Annotated in this window: 10 protein-coding genes; 8 read left to right on the top strand and 2 right to left on the bottom strand. The window is 70.0% G+C overall.

Annotated features, from left to right (window positions below; translation table 11 throughout):
- The first annotated feature begins 108 nt into the window (after window positions 1–108).
- On the top strand, window positions 109–1,224 hold the full coding sequence (locus ACH4S8_RS34520) for a serine hydrolase domain-containing protein (RefSeq protein WP_398401245.1): 1,116 nt from the start codon (window positions 109–111) through the stop codon (window positions 1,222–1,224).
- A gap of 364 nt (window positions 1,225–1,588) precedes the next feature.
- The gene (locus tag ACH4S8_RS34515) at window positions 1,589–2,251 is read left to right on the top strand and encodes a lysophospholipid acyltransferase family protein (RefSeq protein WP_398401553.1); all 663 of its coding nucleotides are present in this window, start codon (window positions 1,589–1,591) and stop codon (window positions 2,249–2,251) included.
- 62 nt (window positions 2,252–2,313) lie between these two features.
- Here ACH4S8_RS34515 and ACH4S8_RS34510 read toward each other — a convergent pair whose 3' ends face one another.
- Window positions 2,314–3,303: an aldo/keto reductase gene (locus tag ACH4S8_RS34510; protein WP_398401243.1), complete on the bottom strand. Its 990-nt coding sequence runs from the start codon at window positions 3,301–3,303 to the stop codon at window positions 2,314–2,316.
- 229 nt (window positions 3,304–3,532) lie between these two features.
- On the opposite strand from ACH4S8_RS34510, the gene ACH4S8_RS34505 reads away from it, so the two are divergent.
- The 5 genes from ACH4S8_RS34505 (at window position 3,533) to ACH4S8_RS34485 (ending at window position 10,730) form a co-directional block, all read left to right on the top strand.
- Window positions 3,533–4,165 carry a DUF6368 family protein gene (locus ACH4S8_RS34505; RefSeq protein WP_398401241.1) on the top strand — a complete coding sequence of 211 codons (633 nt, stop codon included), beginning with the start codon at window positions 3,533–3,535 and terminating at the stop codon, window positions 4,163–4,165.
- Between the two features lie 78 nt (window positions 4,166–4,243).
- A complete protein-coding gene (locus ACH4S8_RS34500; protein ID WP_398401239.1) occupies window positions 4,244–5,230 on the top strand; it encodes a hypothetical protein in 987 nt (328 codons plus the stop codon).
- 209 nt (window positions 5,231–5,439) lie between these two features.
- Complete coding sequence (locus ACH4S8_RS34495; RefSeq protein ID WP_398401237.1) at window positions 5,440–5,790, top strand: alpha/beta fold hydrolase; 351 nt, start codon at window positions 5,440–5,442, stop codon at window positions 5,788–5,790.
- Between the two features lie 430 nt (window positions 5,791–6,220).
- Complete coding sequence (locus ACH4S8_RS34490; protein WP_398401235.1) at window positions 6,221–8,833, top strand: glutaminase domain-containing protein; 2,613 nt, start codon at window positions 6,221–6,223, stop codon at window positions 8,831–8,833.
- Between the two features lie 34 nt (window positions 8,834–8,867).
- Window positions 8,868–10,730: a glycoside hydrolase family 76 protein gene (locus ACH4S8_RS34485; RefSeq protein WP_398401233.1), complete on the top strand. Its 1,863-nt coding sequence runs from the start codon at window positions 8,868–8,870 to the stop codon at window positions 10,728–10,730.
- A 6-nt stretch (window positions 10,731–10,736) separates the two neighbouring features.
- Here the strand turns inward: ACH4S8_RS34485 and hemC are convergent, their stop codons facing one another.
- The gene (hemC, locus tag ACH4S8_RS34480) at window positions 10,737–11,669 is read right to left on the bottom strand and encodes a hydroxymethylbilane synthase (RefSeq protein ID WP_398401231.1); all 933 of its coding nucleotides are present in this window, start codon (window positions 11,667–11,669) and stop codon (window positions 10,737–10,739) included.
- A gap of 187 nt (window positions 11,670–11,856) precedes the next feature.
- Between hemC and ACH4S8_RS34475 the strand changes: the two genes are divergently transcribed.
- The gene (locus tag ACH4S8_RS34475) at window positions 11,857–12,978 is read left to right on the top strand and encodes a hypothetical protein (RefSeq protein ID WP_398401229.1); all 1,122 of its coding nucleotides are present in this window, start codon (window positions 11,857–11,859) and stop codon (window positions 12,976–12,978) included.
- Window positions 12,979–13,149 lie beyond the last annotated feature (171 nt).

Raw genomic sequence — 13,149 nt, 5'->3', positions numbered from 1 at the left:
GTCAGGCCGCCTTACCGGAGTAGAGAAAATCCGATCGCGTCCCGCCCGACAAAACCGGTGCGGGAATTGTCGGGCGGAAAGCCCCGGCATTATCTGAGGCTTACACGCATGACCGATATTAAGGGTTTTTGTGATCCGCGGTTCGCCGCAGTCCGTGAGGCACTCGCGGCTTTGCTCGGCAAGGACGACGTGGGCGCCTCGGCAGCCGTCTACGTCGACGGCGAACCGGTGGCCGATCTCTGGGGCGGGTACGCCGATACGGACCGCTCCGTCGACTGGGACCGCGACACCCTCACCGGCGTGAACTCGACGACCAAGAACATGGTCGCCCTGTGTGCGCTGATCCTGGCCGACCGGGGTGAACTCGATCTGTCCGCGCCGGTCGCCCTCTACTGGCCCGAGTTCGCCGCGGCCGGCAAGGAGAACGTGCTGGTACGGCACGTGCTGTCGCACACCGCGGGGCTGCCGGACCTGTCCGGGCCGACGGCGGTCGAGGAGCTCTACTCCTGGGAGAGCGTGACGGCCGGGCTGGCCGCGCAGGCGCCCGAATGGGATCCGGGGACGGCCGCCGGCTATCACGCGCTCACCTTCGGCTTCCTCATGGGGGAGATCGTCCGCCGGATCACCGGACGCGGTCTCGGCGAGTTCTTCGCCGAAGAGGTGACCGAACCGCTGGACGCGGATTTCCACATCGGGCTCTCCCCCGATCATGACCACCGCGTCGCTCCTCTCATCCCGCCACCGTCCCTGACGGACGAGTACGCCGCCGACGCCCCGCCGGGGCCGGACGGCACACGCCGGAAGACCACCGGGGCCGTGATCCGGGTCAAGGACGCCAACTCCGCGGCCTGGCGCCGGGCGCAGATCCCCGCGGTGAACGGTTACGGCAACGCCCGCTCCGTCGCCCTTGTCCAGTCGGTACTGGCGAACCGGGGTTCGGCCGGCGGCGTACGACTGCTGTCCCCCCAGGGGTGCGAGCCCGCGTGGCAGGAGGTGTTCCGCGGCGACGACCGTGTTCTGGGGACGCCGATGTGCTGGACGACGGGCTTCGCCAAGTTCGGCGACACCTTCGGCTGGGGCGGCTGGGGCGGCTCGCTGGTCGTGAACGATCCCGGTTCACGCATGACGGTGGCCTACGTCATGAACCGGATGATCGACCGGGAACGGCAGGAGGACGACCGCGGCATGGAGATCGTGATGGCCGCCTACAGCGGCCTGCGGTGACGGCGCGACGAGGGCGCAGCCGGGCCCGCCCAGGCTGCGCCCTCCCGCTCTCGGCCCCACCGAGGCTGCGCCTTCCTACTCTCGGCCCCGTACGTGAGCGTGCCGCTGCGAGTCCAGCCGGTTGCCCGTACCGCCTGACACTGCGTGTCGTCAGGGGAGCCCGGCGGACGTCCCTTGATCATGCCCGGCGGTCCCGGCCTGAGGTCGTCCCTGGCCGGGACCGCTTCCGTGGTCGGATCCACGCGTGGGACGGCGCCACGGCCATGGGTACCGGCACGCAAAAGATGAGTGCGGCTACTCAGGCCCCCGGGGGCCTTCACCGCCGACGATGAAGGTCACCACTGCCGAGATCGGGAGACCGAACATGCTCAGCCGCCTCGCCGACGTCCTGGTGCCCGCCGTCGGCCGCCTCACGATCACCACCGACGCGGGCACCGAACTCGCCCCTGGCAGCATCGTCGTCGCGAACCACACCTCGCTCGCCGACCCCGCCGTCGTGCTCGCCGCACTGCACCGCCTCGGGGCTCGTCCGGTGATCATGGCGACTGCCGGACTGTGGCGTGTCCCGGTCCTCGGACGCGCGCTCGCCCGCGAAGGGCACATCCCCGTGCACCGCGGCGACCGACGCGCGGCGGACGCCCTGGATGGAGCCGCCGAGGCGCTGGAGCGCGGGTGCCTGGTTCTGATCTACGCCGAGGGCGGTCTCCCCCACCGGGCGGACGCGGCAGAAACGGCCCCCGGGGCCTTCCGCAGCGGTCTGTCCCGGCTCGTCCGACGAACCGGGGCTCCCGTGGTGCCCGTGGGCCAGGCCGGAGCCCGTCGGGTCACCTCGGGAAGCACGGCCAAGCAGCTCGCGGGCCTGCTCACGGCGCCGCTGCGCCGCCCGCGGCTGCACGTGCATGTGGGCGAGCCGCTCGATATGGCAGCAGACGGTGCCGTCCGGACCGAGCGGGCCCACACAGCGGTGACGGCCGCCTGGCGTACGGCCGCCGCCCGGCTGGGAGAACCCGCCGCCCTCGCCGCATAGCCCGACGGCCCGGATGAATCATGGCGACGGCGGAGCCTGGTACCTGCCGCGGACGGGTCCGGCTAGCGATTGACGGATCGCATACCCGCCTCGTCATAGCGCTCACCCGCGGCCTCGGGCAGCTCGGCATCGATGCGGGCCAGGTCTTCCTTGGTCAGCTCGATGTCGGCCGCGGCGGCGTTCTGCTCCAGGTAGGTGCGGCGCTTGGTGCCCGGGATCGGCACCAGGTGCTCGCCCTGGGCCAGTACCCAGGCGATGGCGAGCTGGGCCGGGAGCACGTCCTTCTCGGCGGCGATCTCCTTCACCTTCGCCGCCAGCCGCATGTTCGCCTCGATGTTGGCGTCCTGGAAGCGCGGGTTCTGGCGACGCCAGTCGTTCGCGTCCAGCTCGTCGGGCGAGCTGAACCGGCCGGCGAGGAAGCCGCGGCCCAGCGGCGAGTACGGCACGAAGCCGATGCCCAGCTCACGGCAGGCGGGCAGCACCTCGGCCTCCACGTCCCGCGACCACAGCGAGTACTCGCTCTGCACCGCGGTGATCGGGTGCACGGCGTGGGCGCGCCGGATGGTCTCCGCACTCGCCTCGCTCAGTCCGATGCACCGCACTTTGCCCTCGGCAACCAGCTCTCCCAGCGCGCCGGCCGTCTCCTCGATGGGTACGTTCGGGTCGACCCGGTGCTGGTAGTACAGGTCGATGTAGTCGGTTCCCAGGCGCTGCAGGGAGCCGTGGACCGAGCTGCGGACGTGCTCGGCCGAGCCGTCCTGCGGGCCGACCGTGCTGATGTCGCCGGGTACGGCGTCGTCCATCCGGTAGTTGAACTTCGTCGCGATCACGTACTCCTCGCGGCGCCCGCGGATCGCCTCGCCGAGGAGCGACTCGTTGGTGAGCGGCCCGTACATCTGCGCGGTGTCGAGGAAGTTCACCCCGAGATCGAGAGCGTGCCGGATGGTCGCGATCGCCTCCTCCTGATCCGTGGATCCGTAGAAGGCGGACATGCCCATGCATCCCAAGCCGATGGCCGATACCTGAAGGTCCCGCAGACTGCGCTTATACATGCCGTCTCCCAGCTCTTCTCTGCACACTCGTTCGTCGTTCGTCGTTCGTCGTTCATCGTTCGTCGGGCGGCACGAAGCCCTCATCCGTCCAGCGACGATTCCCACCACCAGGTAGCCCGTGGGAGGCGCCGGCCCACGGGCTTCGTGCGCCGCGGTGTCTACGACGCTATGACCTGAAGCGCACTCCAACGCAAGTCGACGCTCAGACCGGGCTGCCTAAGCTTCCGGCATGTCTGGTCCGACGTTGGTGATCGAGTTGGCGGAGCCGCTCTCCTCGGCCGCGCTGCGGGAATTCCGCGCGTTGATCGTGGGGATCTCCTCCCGCTTCACCGAGAAGCGGCCCGGGTTCTTCGACATCAACGTGCCCGCGGAGCGCCTGGGCGTCGAGGACGGACGGGACGAGGACTGGCGAAAGCCGTTCCCGCTGCCGCTGCTCGGCAACACGTCCGCGGACGAGGAGCTCACCGGCCTGGTGGGATTCGATCCGCACCGCGAGGACTGGCGTCGGCCCTTCCTGGTCTACCTGATGGGGCCGGGTGCCGGTGATGAGAGCCTCTTCGAGGCCGAGCACGTGGACGAGCCCGAGGTGGAGGCCGTCCTCGGCTTCAGACCGACGCATGCCGTCAACGTCAGTGCCTGCTGCAATCGCGGGATCGACCACGTTTCCACGGCCCTGCTGACCGCCGCCGTCATGGACGTCATCGGGGGTGTGGCCAAAGCCGAGCTGGTGGAGGGGCAGGCGTCGGTCGTCACTGGCCTGCCGGGAGTGCTGGGGATCGCGGACGACGACTGGACGGCGCTGGGAACGGCGGAGTTCTTGCGGGCTTGGGCCGGGCACCCCGCTTTCCGCCTGCTCAAGTAGCCCGGACTGATCCGCGGCGGCGAAGTACGGCAGCTCCGGCATGAGGAAAGGATCAAAAAAAGGCGGCAGCGCCGCACCGTGCTGCGGCCCGTAGCGGTGCTCGAAGGCATTGCCGGAGCGGACGCACGGAAGAACTGGCGACGGCTGGAGGAAGAGAAGGACTACGCCCGTATGAACTCCATCCTCCACTTCCTGTTCGCCGCTGTGATCATCCACCCCACCAGCAAGCGGAGCCAGGGGCTGGACTTCGATCGCATGGAGATCGAGCCCAGCCCTCTCGACTGGGGTCTGTCCGGCGGATCTTGCCCTGTGCTCGGACGGTGGGACAGGATGCCGCCCGTGACTTCCTATCTTCAGCGGTACCTCGCTGGGGACCACCAGGACGTATGGGTGGACCTCCGGGCGCTGGGGCCAATACCTGAGCGACTCGCCGAGGACTGCGCTGCGGTGGCGGCCGAAACGATGCGCCGGGTCGCCCGGCACATCGAACGGCTCACCGGCGAACTGGACACGCTGGGGCTGGCACCGGCGGCCAAGCTGCGGTTCCCCACGAGCCCGGAGGAACTGGCCGACCTGGACCGGCTGGACGCCGAGATCGGCGGGCTGCCCGCCGCGCTGTATGCCTGCCTGCGCCACGTGGGCGGGGTGTCGTTCACGGGCGACTGCCCGCAGCTCGGGCTGAGTTACCGCAACAGCGACCAGTACACTGACGCGCCGATACTGCCCGATCCACTGGTACTGCCGCTGGTCGAGGAACTGCGCTGGAGCTGGGACGAGTACCAGGAGAACGTCGAGGACGACCCGGATGCCGCCGAGGACGGCTTCGTGTTCGACTTCGCCCCCGACGAACTCCACAAGGCCAACTACAGCGGTGCCACCCACGACATCGCTCTGCCCTCCCGCCTTGCCGACCCGGTCCTGGAGGGTGTCGGCGGCCGCGAGGGTGTCACTCTGGTCGAGTACCTCCGCCTCTCCATCACCTGGGGAGGTATGCCCGGCTGGTCCTTTACCCCCGAGCACACCCCGCCCGCCCTGGAACACCTCCGAGCTCGCCCTGACTTTTAAGGCTTTGCGACAGTCCTCGCGATCTAGTGCCCTGAGCCGGGGATTCGCCGGCAGCAGGCGGTGAATCCCCGGCTCAGGGCACTAGCCGTCAGTCATCGTTGTGCGGGCCGAGAAGCCGTGCGAGCCGTGCCGCACTCTTCCGTCCGTGAGCCTATCGACGCGGTTCAGGGGCTGACGGGGGCCACCCGGTCGAGGCGATGCGGATCCACATGCGGGACATCGTCCGCATGCCCGCGCCCGTGGCCGATGCCATGTTCGCTGATCAGCACGTACGAGCAGCGTTGTCCGCGTACGCGGCGGCACAGATCGCGGACGACGAAGCGATCGACGCGCTCGGCGTCGGTACTGATCGCTTCGCGGCGCTCGAGACACCGACGACCCTGATCGAGGGCGATCTCAGCCCAGCCCACCTGCGTGAACGTCTGGCCGACCTGGCGGCAGCCCTGCCGAACGCGCGGATCGTCACGCTCACCGGCCAGGGACACATCGCCCACCTCACCGCTCCCGGCACCCCGGCCGACACCATCCGGGACATGGCGGGACGAATTCTCCGCCCATGACGGGTGCCGTGACCACACAGGGTTCGCCGGCTGGTCAGGCTACGGGTGCCAGGGACGGCCACCTCACCCGAAACCGACCGACACAGCGGCGAGAAGGCTCACGCGTCGAGCGCCTCCCGACACGCGGCGAGGACGCCCGTGACTCATTGGAATGATCCGCAGGACCACCGCGCCGCCGGCTCGACCGGTGATTTCTGTCGGGGGCATAGACATGACAGGTTGCCGGTGGTGTCATTCCGTTTGGCACCATCCTTTGCAACGTTAGAAAGGCCGCCCTCGGCCACCGCTCCGGACCGCCTCCGGCAACGCAGCTCAGTGCCGACGATCTCCGCTCACGCACCGCGCCTCCACCGGAGGCCGAGCCCCGCTCAGCATCTGAAAGTCTCCGAACGGCCTTCCGCCGTCCCCCACGCATCGGAGAGCGGATCACATGGTGAATCCCGAAGACTCCCGCACCCCAAGTCCCAGCCGCCGTGCGCTCTTACGGTGGAGTGGCGCACTGTCCGTCGCGGCGGCGACCGACGGGCTGTTCGCCGCGCGAGCCGCGCAGGCCGCCACGCCGTCCGCCGTACGTGCGGCCCCTGCTCCGAGGGCCCTCGCCGCGTCCACGTTCAGTCCGCTGCGCCCGCCCGCCGTCCCGCTGGCCGTGCGCTCGCCCTACCTCTCCACGTGGGTGCCCGCGGACAACCTGGCCGGGACCTGGGCCACCTTCTGGACCGGTCACATCACCGCCCTGTGCGGTCTGGCCAGGATCGACGGTGTGGCCTATGTCTTCGCCGGATCCCCCTCGCTGCCCGGCGGCCCCACCCTGACCACGATGCAGCAGCTCTCGCTCCGGCTCACCGCCACCCGCTCCGTCTACACCCTCAGCGGCGGCGGTGTGACCCTCACCGTCACGTTCTTCTCCCCGGTGGACCTGGAGAACCTCCAGCGCCAGTCGGTGCCGCTCAGCTATGTCACCGTGCAGGCGGCCGGCAACGACGGGCGGGCTCACAGCGTCGACGTCCATGTCGATGTCTCCGGGGAGTGGGTACACGGCGACAGCGGCACGCCCATCACCTGGGCGCAACAGCAGACCGGCGGGATGACCGTCCTCAGCGCGCAGCCCGCCTCTCCCGGGGTCCTCCAGGAGAACGGTGACCAGGCAGCGTGGGGGCGGCTGGTGCTCGCGGCCCGGACGGGTACGGACACCAGCTGGCAGATCGGACAGGACACGGTCGTACGTGCCTCCTCGGCGAGCGGCGGACGCCTCGCCGGCACCGTGGACGGCGCGCAGCCCAGGGCGATCAACGACCGCTGGCCGGTACTGGGCTTCAACCGGGACTTCGGCACCGTCGGCCCCGGTGCGCCCTCGCCCGCCTTCACGCTGACCCTCGGCCATGTCCGTACGCCCGCCGTGAGCTACCTCGGCGCCCGGCTCCAGCCCTGGTGGACCCACTACTGGGATTCCTGGGCCGACATGGTCGTCTGGTTCGACGCCGACCATGCCGCCGCGTCGGACGCCGCCGTCGCCCTGGACCAGCGCATCCATGACGACGCGGTCGCGGCCGCGGGCGGGGGCACCACGGGTGAGCACTACGCCGCCGTGTGCGCCCTGGCGTTGCGTCAGGCCGTGGGAAGTGCCGAGCTGGTGGACCGGGGCGGCACCCCTTGGGCGTTCCAGAAGGAGATCTCCTCCAGCGGCAACATGTCGACGGTGGACGTGGTGTACCCGACGTTCCCGGTGTATCTGTACCTCTCCCCCGCCTATCTGCGGATGCTGCTGGAGCCGCTGCTGGACTACCCGGAGCACGGCGGCTGGCCGAACGCCTTCGCCGAACACGATCTGGGCCGGCTCTACCCGAACGCGGACGGCCACGACGACGGCAACGAGGAGTCGATGCCGGTCGAGGAGTCGGCGAACATGCTCATCATGGCGGCCGCGGTCGTCCAGCGGCTGCCTGCCGCGGACGCCGCCGCCTTCGCCCGTACCCACTACACGATCCTGCGCCAGTGGGCCGAGTACCTGACCGCCAACGCCCTGGACCCCGGCTACCAGAACCAGACCGACGACTTCACCGGTTTCATCGCCCACAGCTCCAACCTGGCGCTCAAGGGCATCATCGGCATCGGCGCCATGGGCGTCGTCGCCGGCGCCGCGGGCGACACCGGCGACGCGGCCCGCTACTCCGCGCTGGCCCGCGGCTGCATCAGCCGCTGGACGACCCTTTCCGAGGACTCCTCGGGCCGTCACCTCAAGCTGGCCTACGACCAGGACGGCACCTGGAGCCTGAAGTACAACGGCTTCCCCGACCGGCTGCTCGGTCTGGACCTGGTGCCGCTGGGCACCGCCGCCCGCGAGGCGTCCTGGTACGCGGCGCACGCCGGGACGTACGGGGTGATCCTCGACCCCCGCAACGACTACACGAAGGTCGACTGGGAGCTGTGGACCGCGGCCTGGCTCGCCGATCACGCCGCCACCCGCGACACCCTGGTCAACGGCGTCTACGACTTCGCGAACAGCACCGCGCAGCGAGCCCCCTTCACCGACTGGTACGTGGTCGCCACCGCCGCCCAGCGGGGCTTCGCCGACCGGGCCGTGGTCGGCGGGGCCTTCGCGCTCCTGCTGCCTCCGGCCGCCTCCGGCACCGTCTGGCGCCGGATCCAGAACCGCAACTCGGGGAAGGTGCTGGCCGTCTCCGGGACGTCCCTGGCCGACAGCGCCGAGGTCACCCAGTACGCCGACAACGGCACCGTCGATCATCTGTGGACGCTGATCGACAACGGCGACGGCACCGTGCGGATCGCCAACCGCAACAGTGGCAAGGTGCTGGCGGTGCACGACCAGAGCCTGGACGACGGGGCCCATGTGCAGCAGTACCAGGACAACGGCACCCCGGACCACGTCTGGCGGATCGTCGACGACGGCGGCGGCTGGTCGAAGATCGTGAACGTCCGTTCGGGGAAGCTGCTCGCCGTCGACGGGATGTCCGGCGCCGACTCCGCCCAGGTCACCCAGTGGGAGGACAACGGCACCGCCGACCACCTGTGGCGGTTCCTGTAGACCCTGTGCTGTCAGGCTGTCAGGAGGATCAGCCATGTCCGTGCGTCCCCTGCCCAGAATTGTGCTGCTGCTGGCGCTGGTACCGCTGTTGCTCGCGACGGGCGGGCACCGGGCGCCGGGCGCCGCCGCACTTCAGCCGGCGGCCTCGGCCTCGGTGTGCTCCGTGCACTGCGACACGCTCGACCCGTCGAAGGCCGCTCAGGAGACCTTCCCGGTGCCCGACGTGAACCTCAACGGCAGGCTGCTGCGGCTGCACGTCGACGACGCCGACGGCATGGCCTGGGCGAGCATCGACCGTGGGGTGCCGAACGACGCCGTCTGGCTGGACCGTTCCTGGGACGGCGGTGCCACCTGGGAGGGACTGCTGGGAAAGGCGGCCGTTCCGGCGACGTGGACCGGTACCCGAACCCTGATGTACAACCTCTACGACCCCGGCGGCCATCGGCGCGGCCTGCTGCGTGCCTGCGGTGACGCACAGGGCGTGACCTGCACGGGGTGGGCGCACACCGCGGTCTGCGCGGCAGTCTGCGACGGCACGGGCACCGCCCCCGGAGACACGCAGCCGGTGACCCCCACGACCCTCGCCGGGCGCACCATCGCCCTGCACACCGACAGCACCGGGATGGCCTGGGCGACCGTGACAGGCGGCCGGGCGGGCGACGAGGTGTGGCTGGACCGCTCCTGGGACAGTGGCGCGAGTTGGCCCGACGGCTCCTCGCTCGGCCGGTTGTCGGTACCCACCGGGGCGACCGGGACCGGCACGGCGCGCTTCAACACCACCGATCCGCTGGGCCGCCTCTACGGCGGATCGGTACGGGCCTGCGGCCGTGCGGTGGAGGGCCAGAACGGCAGCTGCACCGCCTGGGCCCGGCCGGTGACCGACCGCGCGGCCGCCGCGGCCGACGCGCTGATGTACTCGTACGACCCCGACACGGCCTACTGGCCCTCCAGTTGGTGGAACTCCGCGGTGGCGCTGACCACGGTCGTCGACTACCTGCGACAGAGCGGCGACACCAGGTACACCTGGATCGTCGGGCAGACCTTCACGACCAACCGCGTGGCCTTCCCCGCCGGGGCGCGCAGCTCCGATCCCATCGAGGGGGACTTCATCAGCCGTTCCACCGACGACTCCGAATGGTGGGCACTGGCCTGGATCGACGCCTACGACCTCACCCACGACAGTCGCTATCTCGACGAGGCCGTCACCATCGCTCGGTACGTCAATGGTCTCTGGGACAGCGGCAGTTGCGGCGGCGGAGTGTGGTGGGACCGCGAGCGGACGTACAAGAACGCCATCACCACCACGCTGTACGTACGTCTCACCGCCGCGCTGCACAACCGGCTGCCCGGCGACACCGTCTGGCTCGGCCGGGCCACCACCGCATGGAACTGGTTCCTGGGCAGCGGCATGGTCAACGCCTCCGGTCTGGTCAACGACGGCCTCACCAGTGGCTGCGCCAACAACGGCCAGACGGTGTGGAGTTACAACCAGGGTATGGCGATCGGAGCCGCTGTGGAGATCTCGCGGGCCACCGGCGATGCCGCCGCGCTCACCACCGCCCGCCGCCTCGCCGACGCCGCTCTCGCCTCCCCCGCGCTGGTGAACTCCGGCATCCTCACCGAGTCCTGCGACGCGCTCACCTCGGACTGCGACGACAACGCCAAGCAGTTCAAGGGGGTCTTCATGCGGTACCTCCAGGACCTGGACTCGGCCACCGGCAACAGCTACCTCGCCTTCGCCACCGCTCAGGCCGACCGTGTCTGGACCGCCGACCGCGACAGCCTCAACCGTCTCGGCCAACGCTGGTCCGGCGGCGGCTCCACCGCCCACCCCGACGCCCGCGACTGGCGCACCCAGGCCTCCGCCCTGAGCGCGCTGCTGGCGGCGGGCCGATGACGTATGTCAGTGGGCGATGTCGTCGATCAGTTCGCGCGCGCCCTGTCGCAGCAGAGCCAGTGCGACGGAAGCGCCGAGATCCGACGGGCTGAGCCGCCCGGCCCATTCGTGAGCGTTCAGCACGGTCTTGCCGTCCGGGCTGAACACGCAGGCGCGCAGCGACAGATCGCCCCGGGAGGCCCTCGCGTATCCGGCGATCGGACTGTTGCAGTGGCCTTGGAGGACGTGCAGGAACATCCGCTCCGCCGTGGCCTCCCGATACGTGTCGGCGTCGTTCAGACCGCTGACGACGTCGATCGTGGACGTATCGGTTTCACGGCATTGAAGTGCCAGGACACCGGCACCGATCGGTGGACACATCGTCTCGGCCGACAGGACTTCGGTGATCACGTCGGACCGGTCGATGCGCTCCAGTCCGGAGACGGCGAGCAGCAGTGCGTCGACCTCGCCCGCAGCGAGCTTGTCGAGCCGCCGGTTGGCGTTGCCGCGGAACGGGACGCACTGCAGGTGCGGGTGGGAGGCGGCGAGTTGAGCGACCCGGCGCACCGAGGAGGTTCCGATCCGGGTTCCCGCGGGGAGCTCGTCGAGGCGCAGGCCGCCGGGGTGGACGAGGGCGTCACGGATGTCGTCCCGCTTGAGGAACGCGGCGAAGGTCGTACCGGCCGGCAGGGGTCTGTCCGCCGGCACGTCCTTGACGCAGTGCACGGCGATGTCCGCCTCCCCGGCGATGAGGGCGGCGTCGACTTCCTTGGTGAACGCCCCCTTGCCCTCGACCTTGGAGAGATCTCCCATCCATTTGTCGCCGGTCGTCTTGACCGGGACCACGACGGTTCGAAGATCGGGGTAAAGGGCACCGAGCTCGGCGCGAACACGTTCCACCTGGGCCAGGGCCATGGGTGAGTCGCGGGAGACGATGCGGATCAGCTCAGGGGCGGACATGCCGGACACGATAGCGCGTCGGAGCCGGACTCCCCCGGCCGACCCCGAGTCGCATCTCGCCGATGCGGCAAGGAAGTTGGGGCCTCGGGCAGGTGTGCGAGGAGTTCGCCGACGCGTTCGGGCAATCCCTGGCCGGCGGTCCGACACCGGTCTGCGGCGTCCAGGGCGTCGGTGGCAGAATGCCGCGATGGAGTCGATCTTGCGCGCCGCCGGTGAACTGTTGGACGCCGAACTCTCCGGCCCGGTCGATCTGGGCGGCAGCTCGCGCAGCACCGTGTTGCGTTGCGAGACGGCGGACGGTGTCAGTGTGATCGTCAAGGCGTTCGGCAACGAGCCTGATTCGCTGCGCTGCTTCACGGCCGAGGCCGCCGGACTGTCTCTCGGGATCGCCGGTCCCGAGGTCCTGGGTGTGGACCCCGAGTTCCCCTTGCTGGTGATGACGGACCTCGGGAACGCACCTACCCTGGCGGACGTTCTGCTCGGGAAGGATCCGGCCGTTGCGGAGGACGGGCTGCTGGCCTGGGCCCGCGGGCTCGGGAGGCTGGCCGCCGAATCGGTGCACCGGCGCGCCGATCTCACCCGGCTGTGGACCCGGTACGACAAGGGCATGCCGTCCTGGGAGGACGAGCCGTGGATCGCGAAGAACGCCGCCAAGCTGATCGGGCTGCTCGACAGCGCCGGAATCACAGCTCCGCCGGGCCTTGCCGAGGAGTTGGCCCGGATCGGTACCGCGGGCGCGGAGGAGTATCCCGCCTTCACGCCGGGCGACACCTGCCCCGACAACAACCTGCTCACCCCGGAGGGGCTGCGTCTGATCGACTTCGAGGTGGCCTGCTACCAGTCCGTGTTCCTGACGGCCGCGTACTGCCGGATGCCGTTCTCCAGTTGCTGGTGCGTCTTCAGACTGCCGGCCGAGACGGCCGCGGAGATCGAGCAGGCGTATCGCGGGGAGGTCGTCGGTGTGTACCCGGCGCTGGCCGACGACGAGGTGTGGCAGGCCGGCATGCGGCAGGCCGTAGCGGTCTGGACCGTGGACGCGACGGTGCGGCTGCTGCCTCGCACGGTGGAGGACGGCCCCCTCCACCGAACGCGACGTCCGGTCCCGACGAGGCGCCAAGTGCTGGTGCATCGCTGGGAGATGGCGAGCGGACTGGAGGAATTCCCGGCGCTCGCCGAGACGATGCGACTGCTGTTGCACGAGGTCGCCGGAGACTGGGACGTGGCCCCGCTGCCGGGGTATCCGGCTTTCGGCAACCAAGAGGCGGGTGAATCGTCTCCGGCAACGGCCGACGTCACACCTATGGACTGACGGTGCATCAGGAACGGAGTCCGCGGAGTGTCCGCCGACCCCGTTCCTGATGACGTACGACGGCGGGGGTCCGTCGCTCCCCCGCGGCGTCTTCGGGGGCCGCGATCCTGGACGGTCGCGGTTTGGTGCCGCCGTCTACGGCACGACGGCACCAAGCCCTTCACCGCAAGG

It is taken from the genome of Streptomyces sp. NPDC021080 (genome assembly GCF_044333225.1).
In the GTDB taxonomy this organism is placed as follows: domain Bacteria; phylum Actinomycetota; class Actinomycetes; order Streptomycetales; family Streptomycetaceae; genus Streptomyces.
Note: the sequence above shows the minus strand (reverse complement) of the source record. Positions and strands in the feature narration are given on the sequence as shown.

What these genes read in the sequence shown, in the direction of transcription:
- ACH4S8_RS34505 (WP_398401241.1), top strand. Translation starts at nt 3,533, where the DNA reads ATGTCTGGTCCGACGTTGGTGATCGAGTTGGCGGAGCCGCTCTCCTCG.
- ACH4S8_RS34520 (WP_398401245.1), top strand. Translation starts at nt 109, where the DNA reads ATGACCGATATTAAGGGTTTTTGTGATCCGCGGTTCGCCGCAGTCCGT.
- hemC (WP_398401231.1), bottom strand. Translation starts at nt 11,669, where the DNA reads ATGTCCGCCCCTGAGCTGATCCGCATCGTCTCCCGCGACTCACCCATG.
- ACH4S8_RS34475 (WP_398401229.1), top strand. Translation starts at nt 11,857, where the DNA reads ATGGAGTCGATCTTGCGCGCCGCCGGTGAACTGTTGGACGCCGAACTC.
- ACH4S8_RS34510 (WP_398401243.1), bottom strand. Translation starts at nt 3,303, where the DNA reads ATGTATAAGCGCAGTCTGCGGGACCTTCAGGTATCGGCCATCGGCTTG.
- ACH4S8_RS34515 (WP_398401553.1), top strand. Translation starts at nt 1,589, where the DNA reads ATGCTCAGCCGCCTCGCCGACGTCCTGGTGCCCGCCGTCGGCCGCCTC.
- ACH4S8_RS34490 (WP_398401235.1), top strand. Translation starts at nt 6,221, where the DNA reads ATGGTGAATCCCGAAGACTCCCGCACCCCAAGTCCCAGCCGCCGTGCG.
- ACH4S8_RS34495 (WP_398401237.1), top strand. Translation starts at nt 5,440, where the DNA reads ATGCGGGACATCGTCCGCATGCCCGCGCCCGTGGCCGATGCCATGTTC.
- ACH4S8_RS34485 (WP_398401233.1), top strand. Translation starts at nt 8,868, where the DNA reads ATGTCCGTGCGTCCCCTGCCCAGAATTGTGCTGCTGCTGGCGCTGGTA.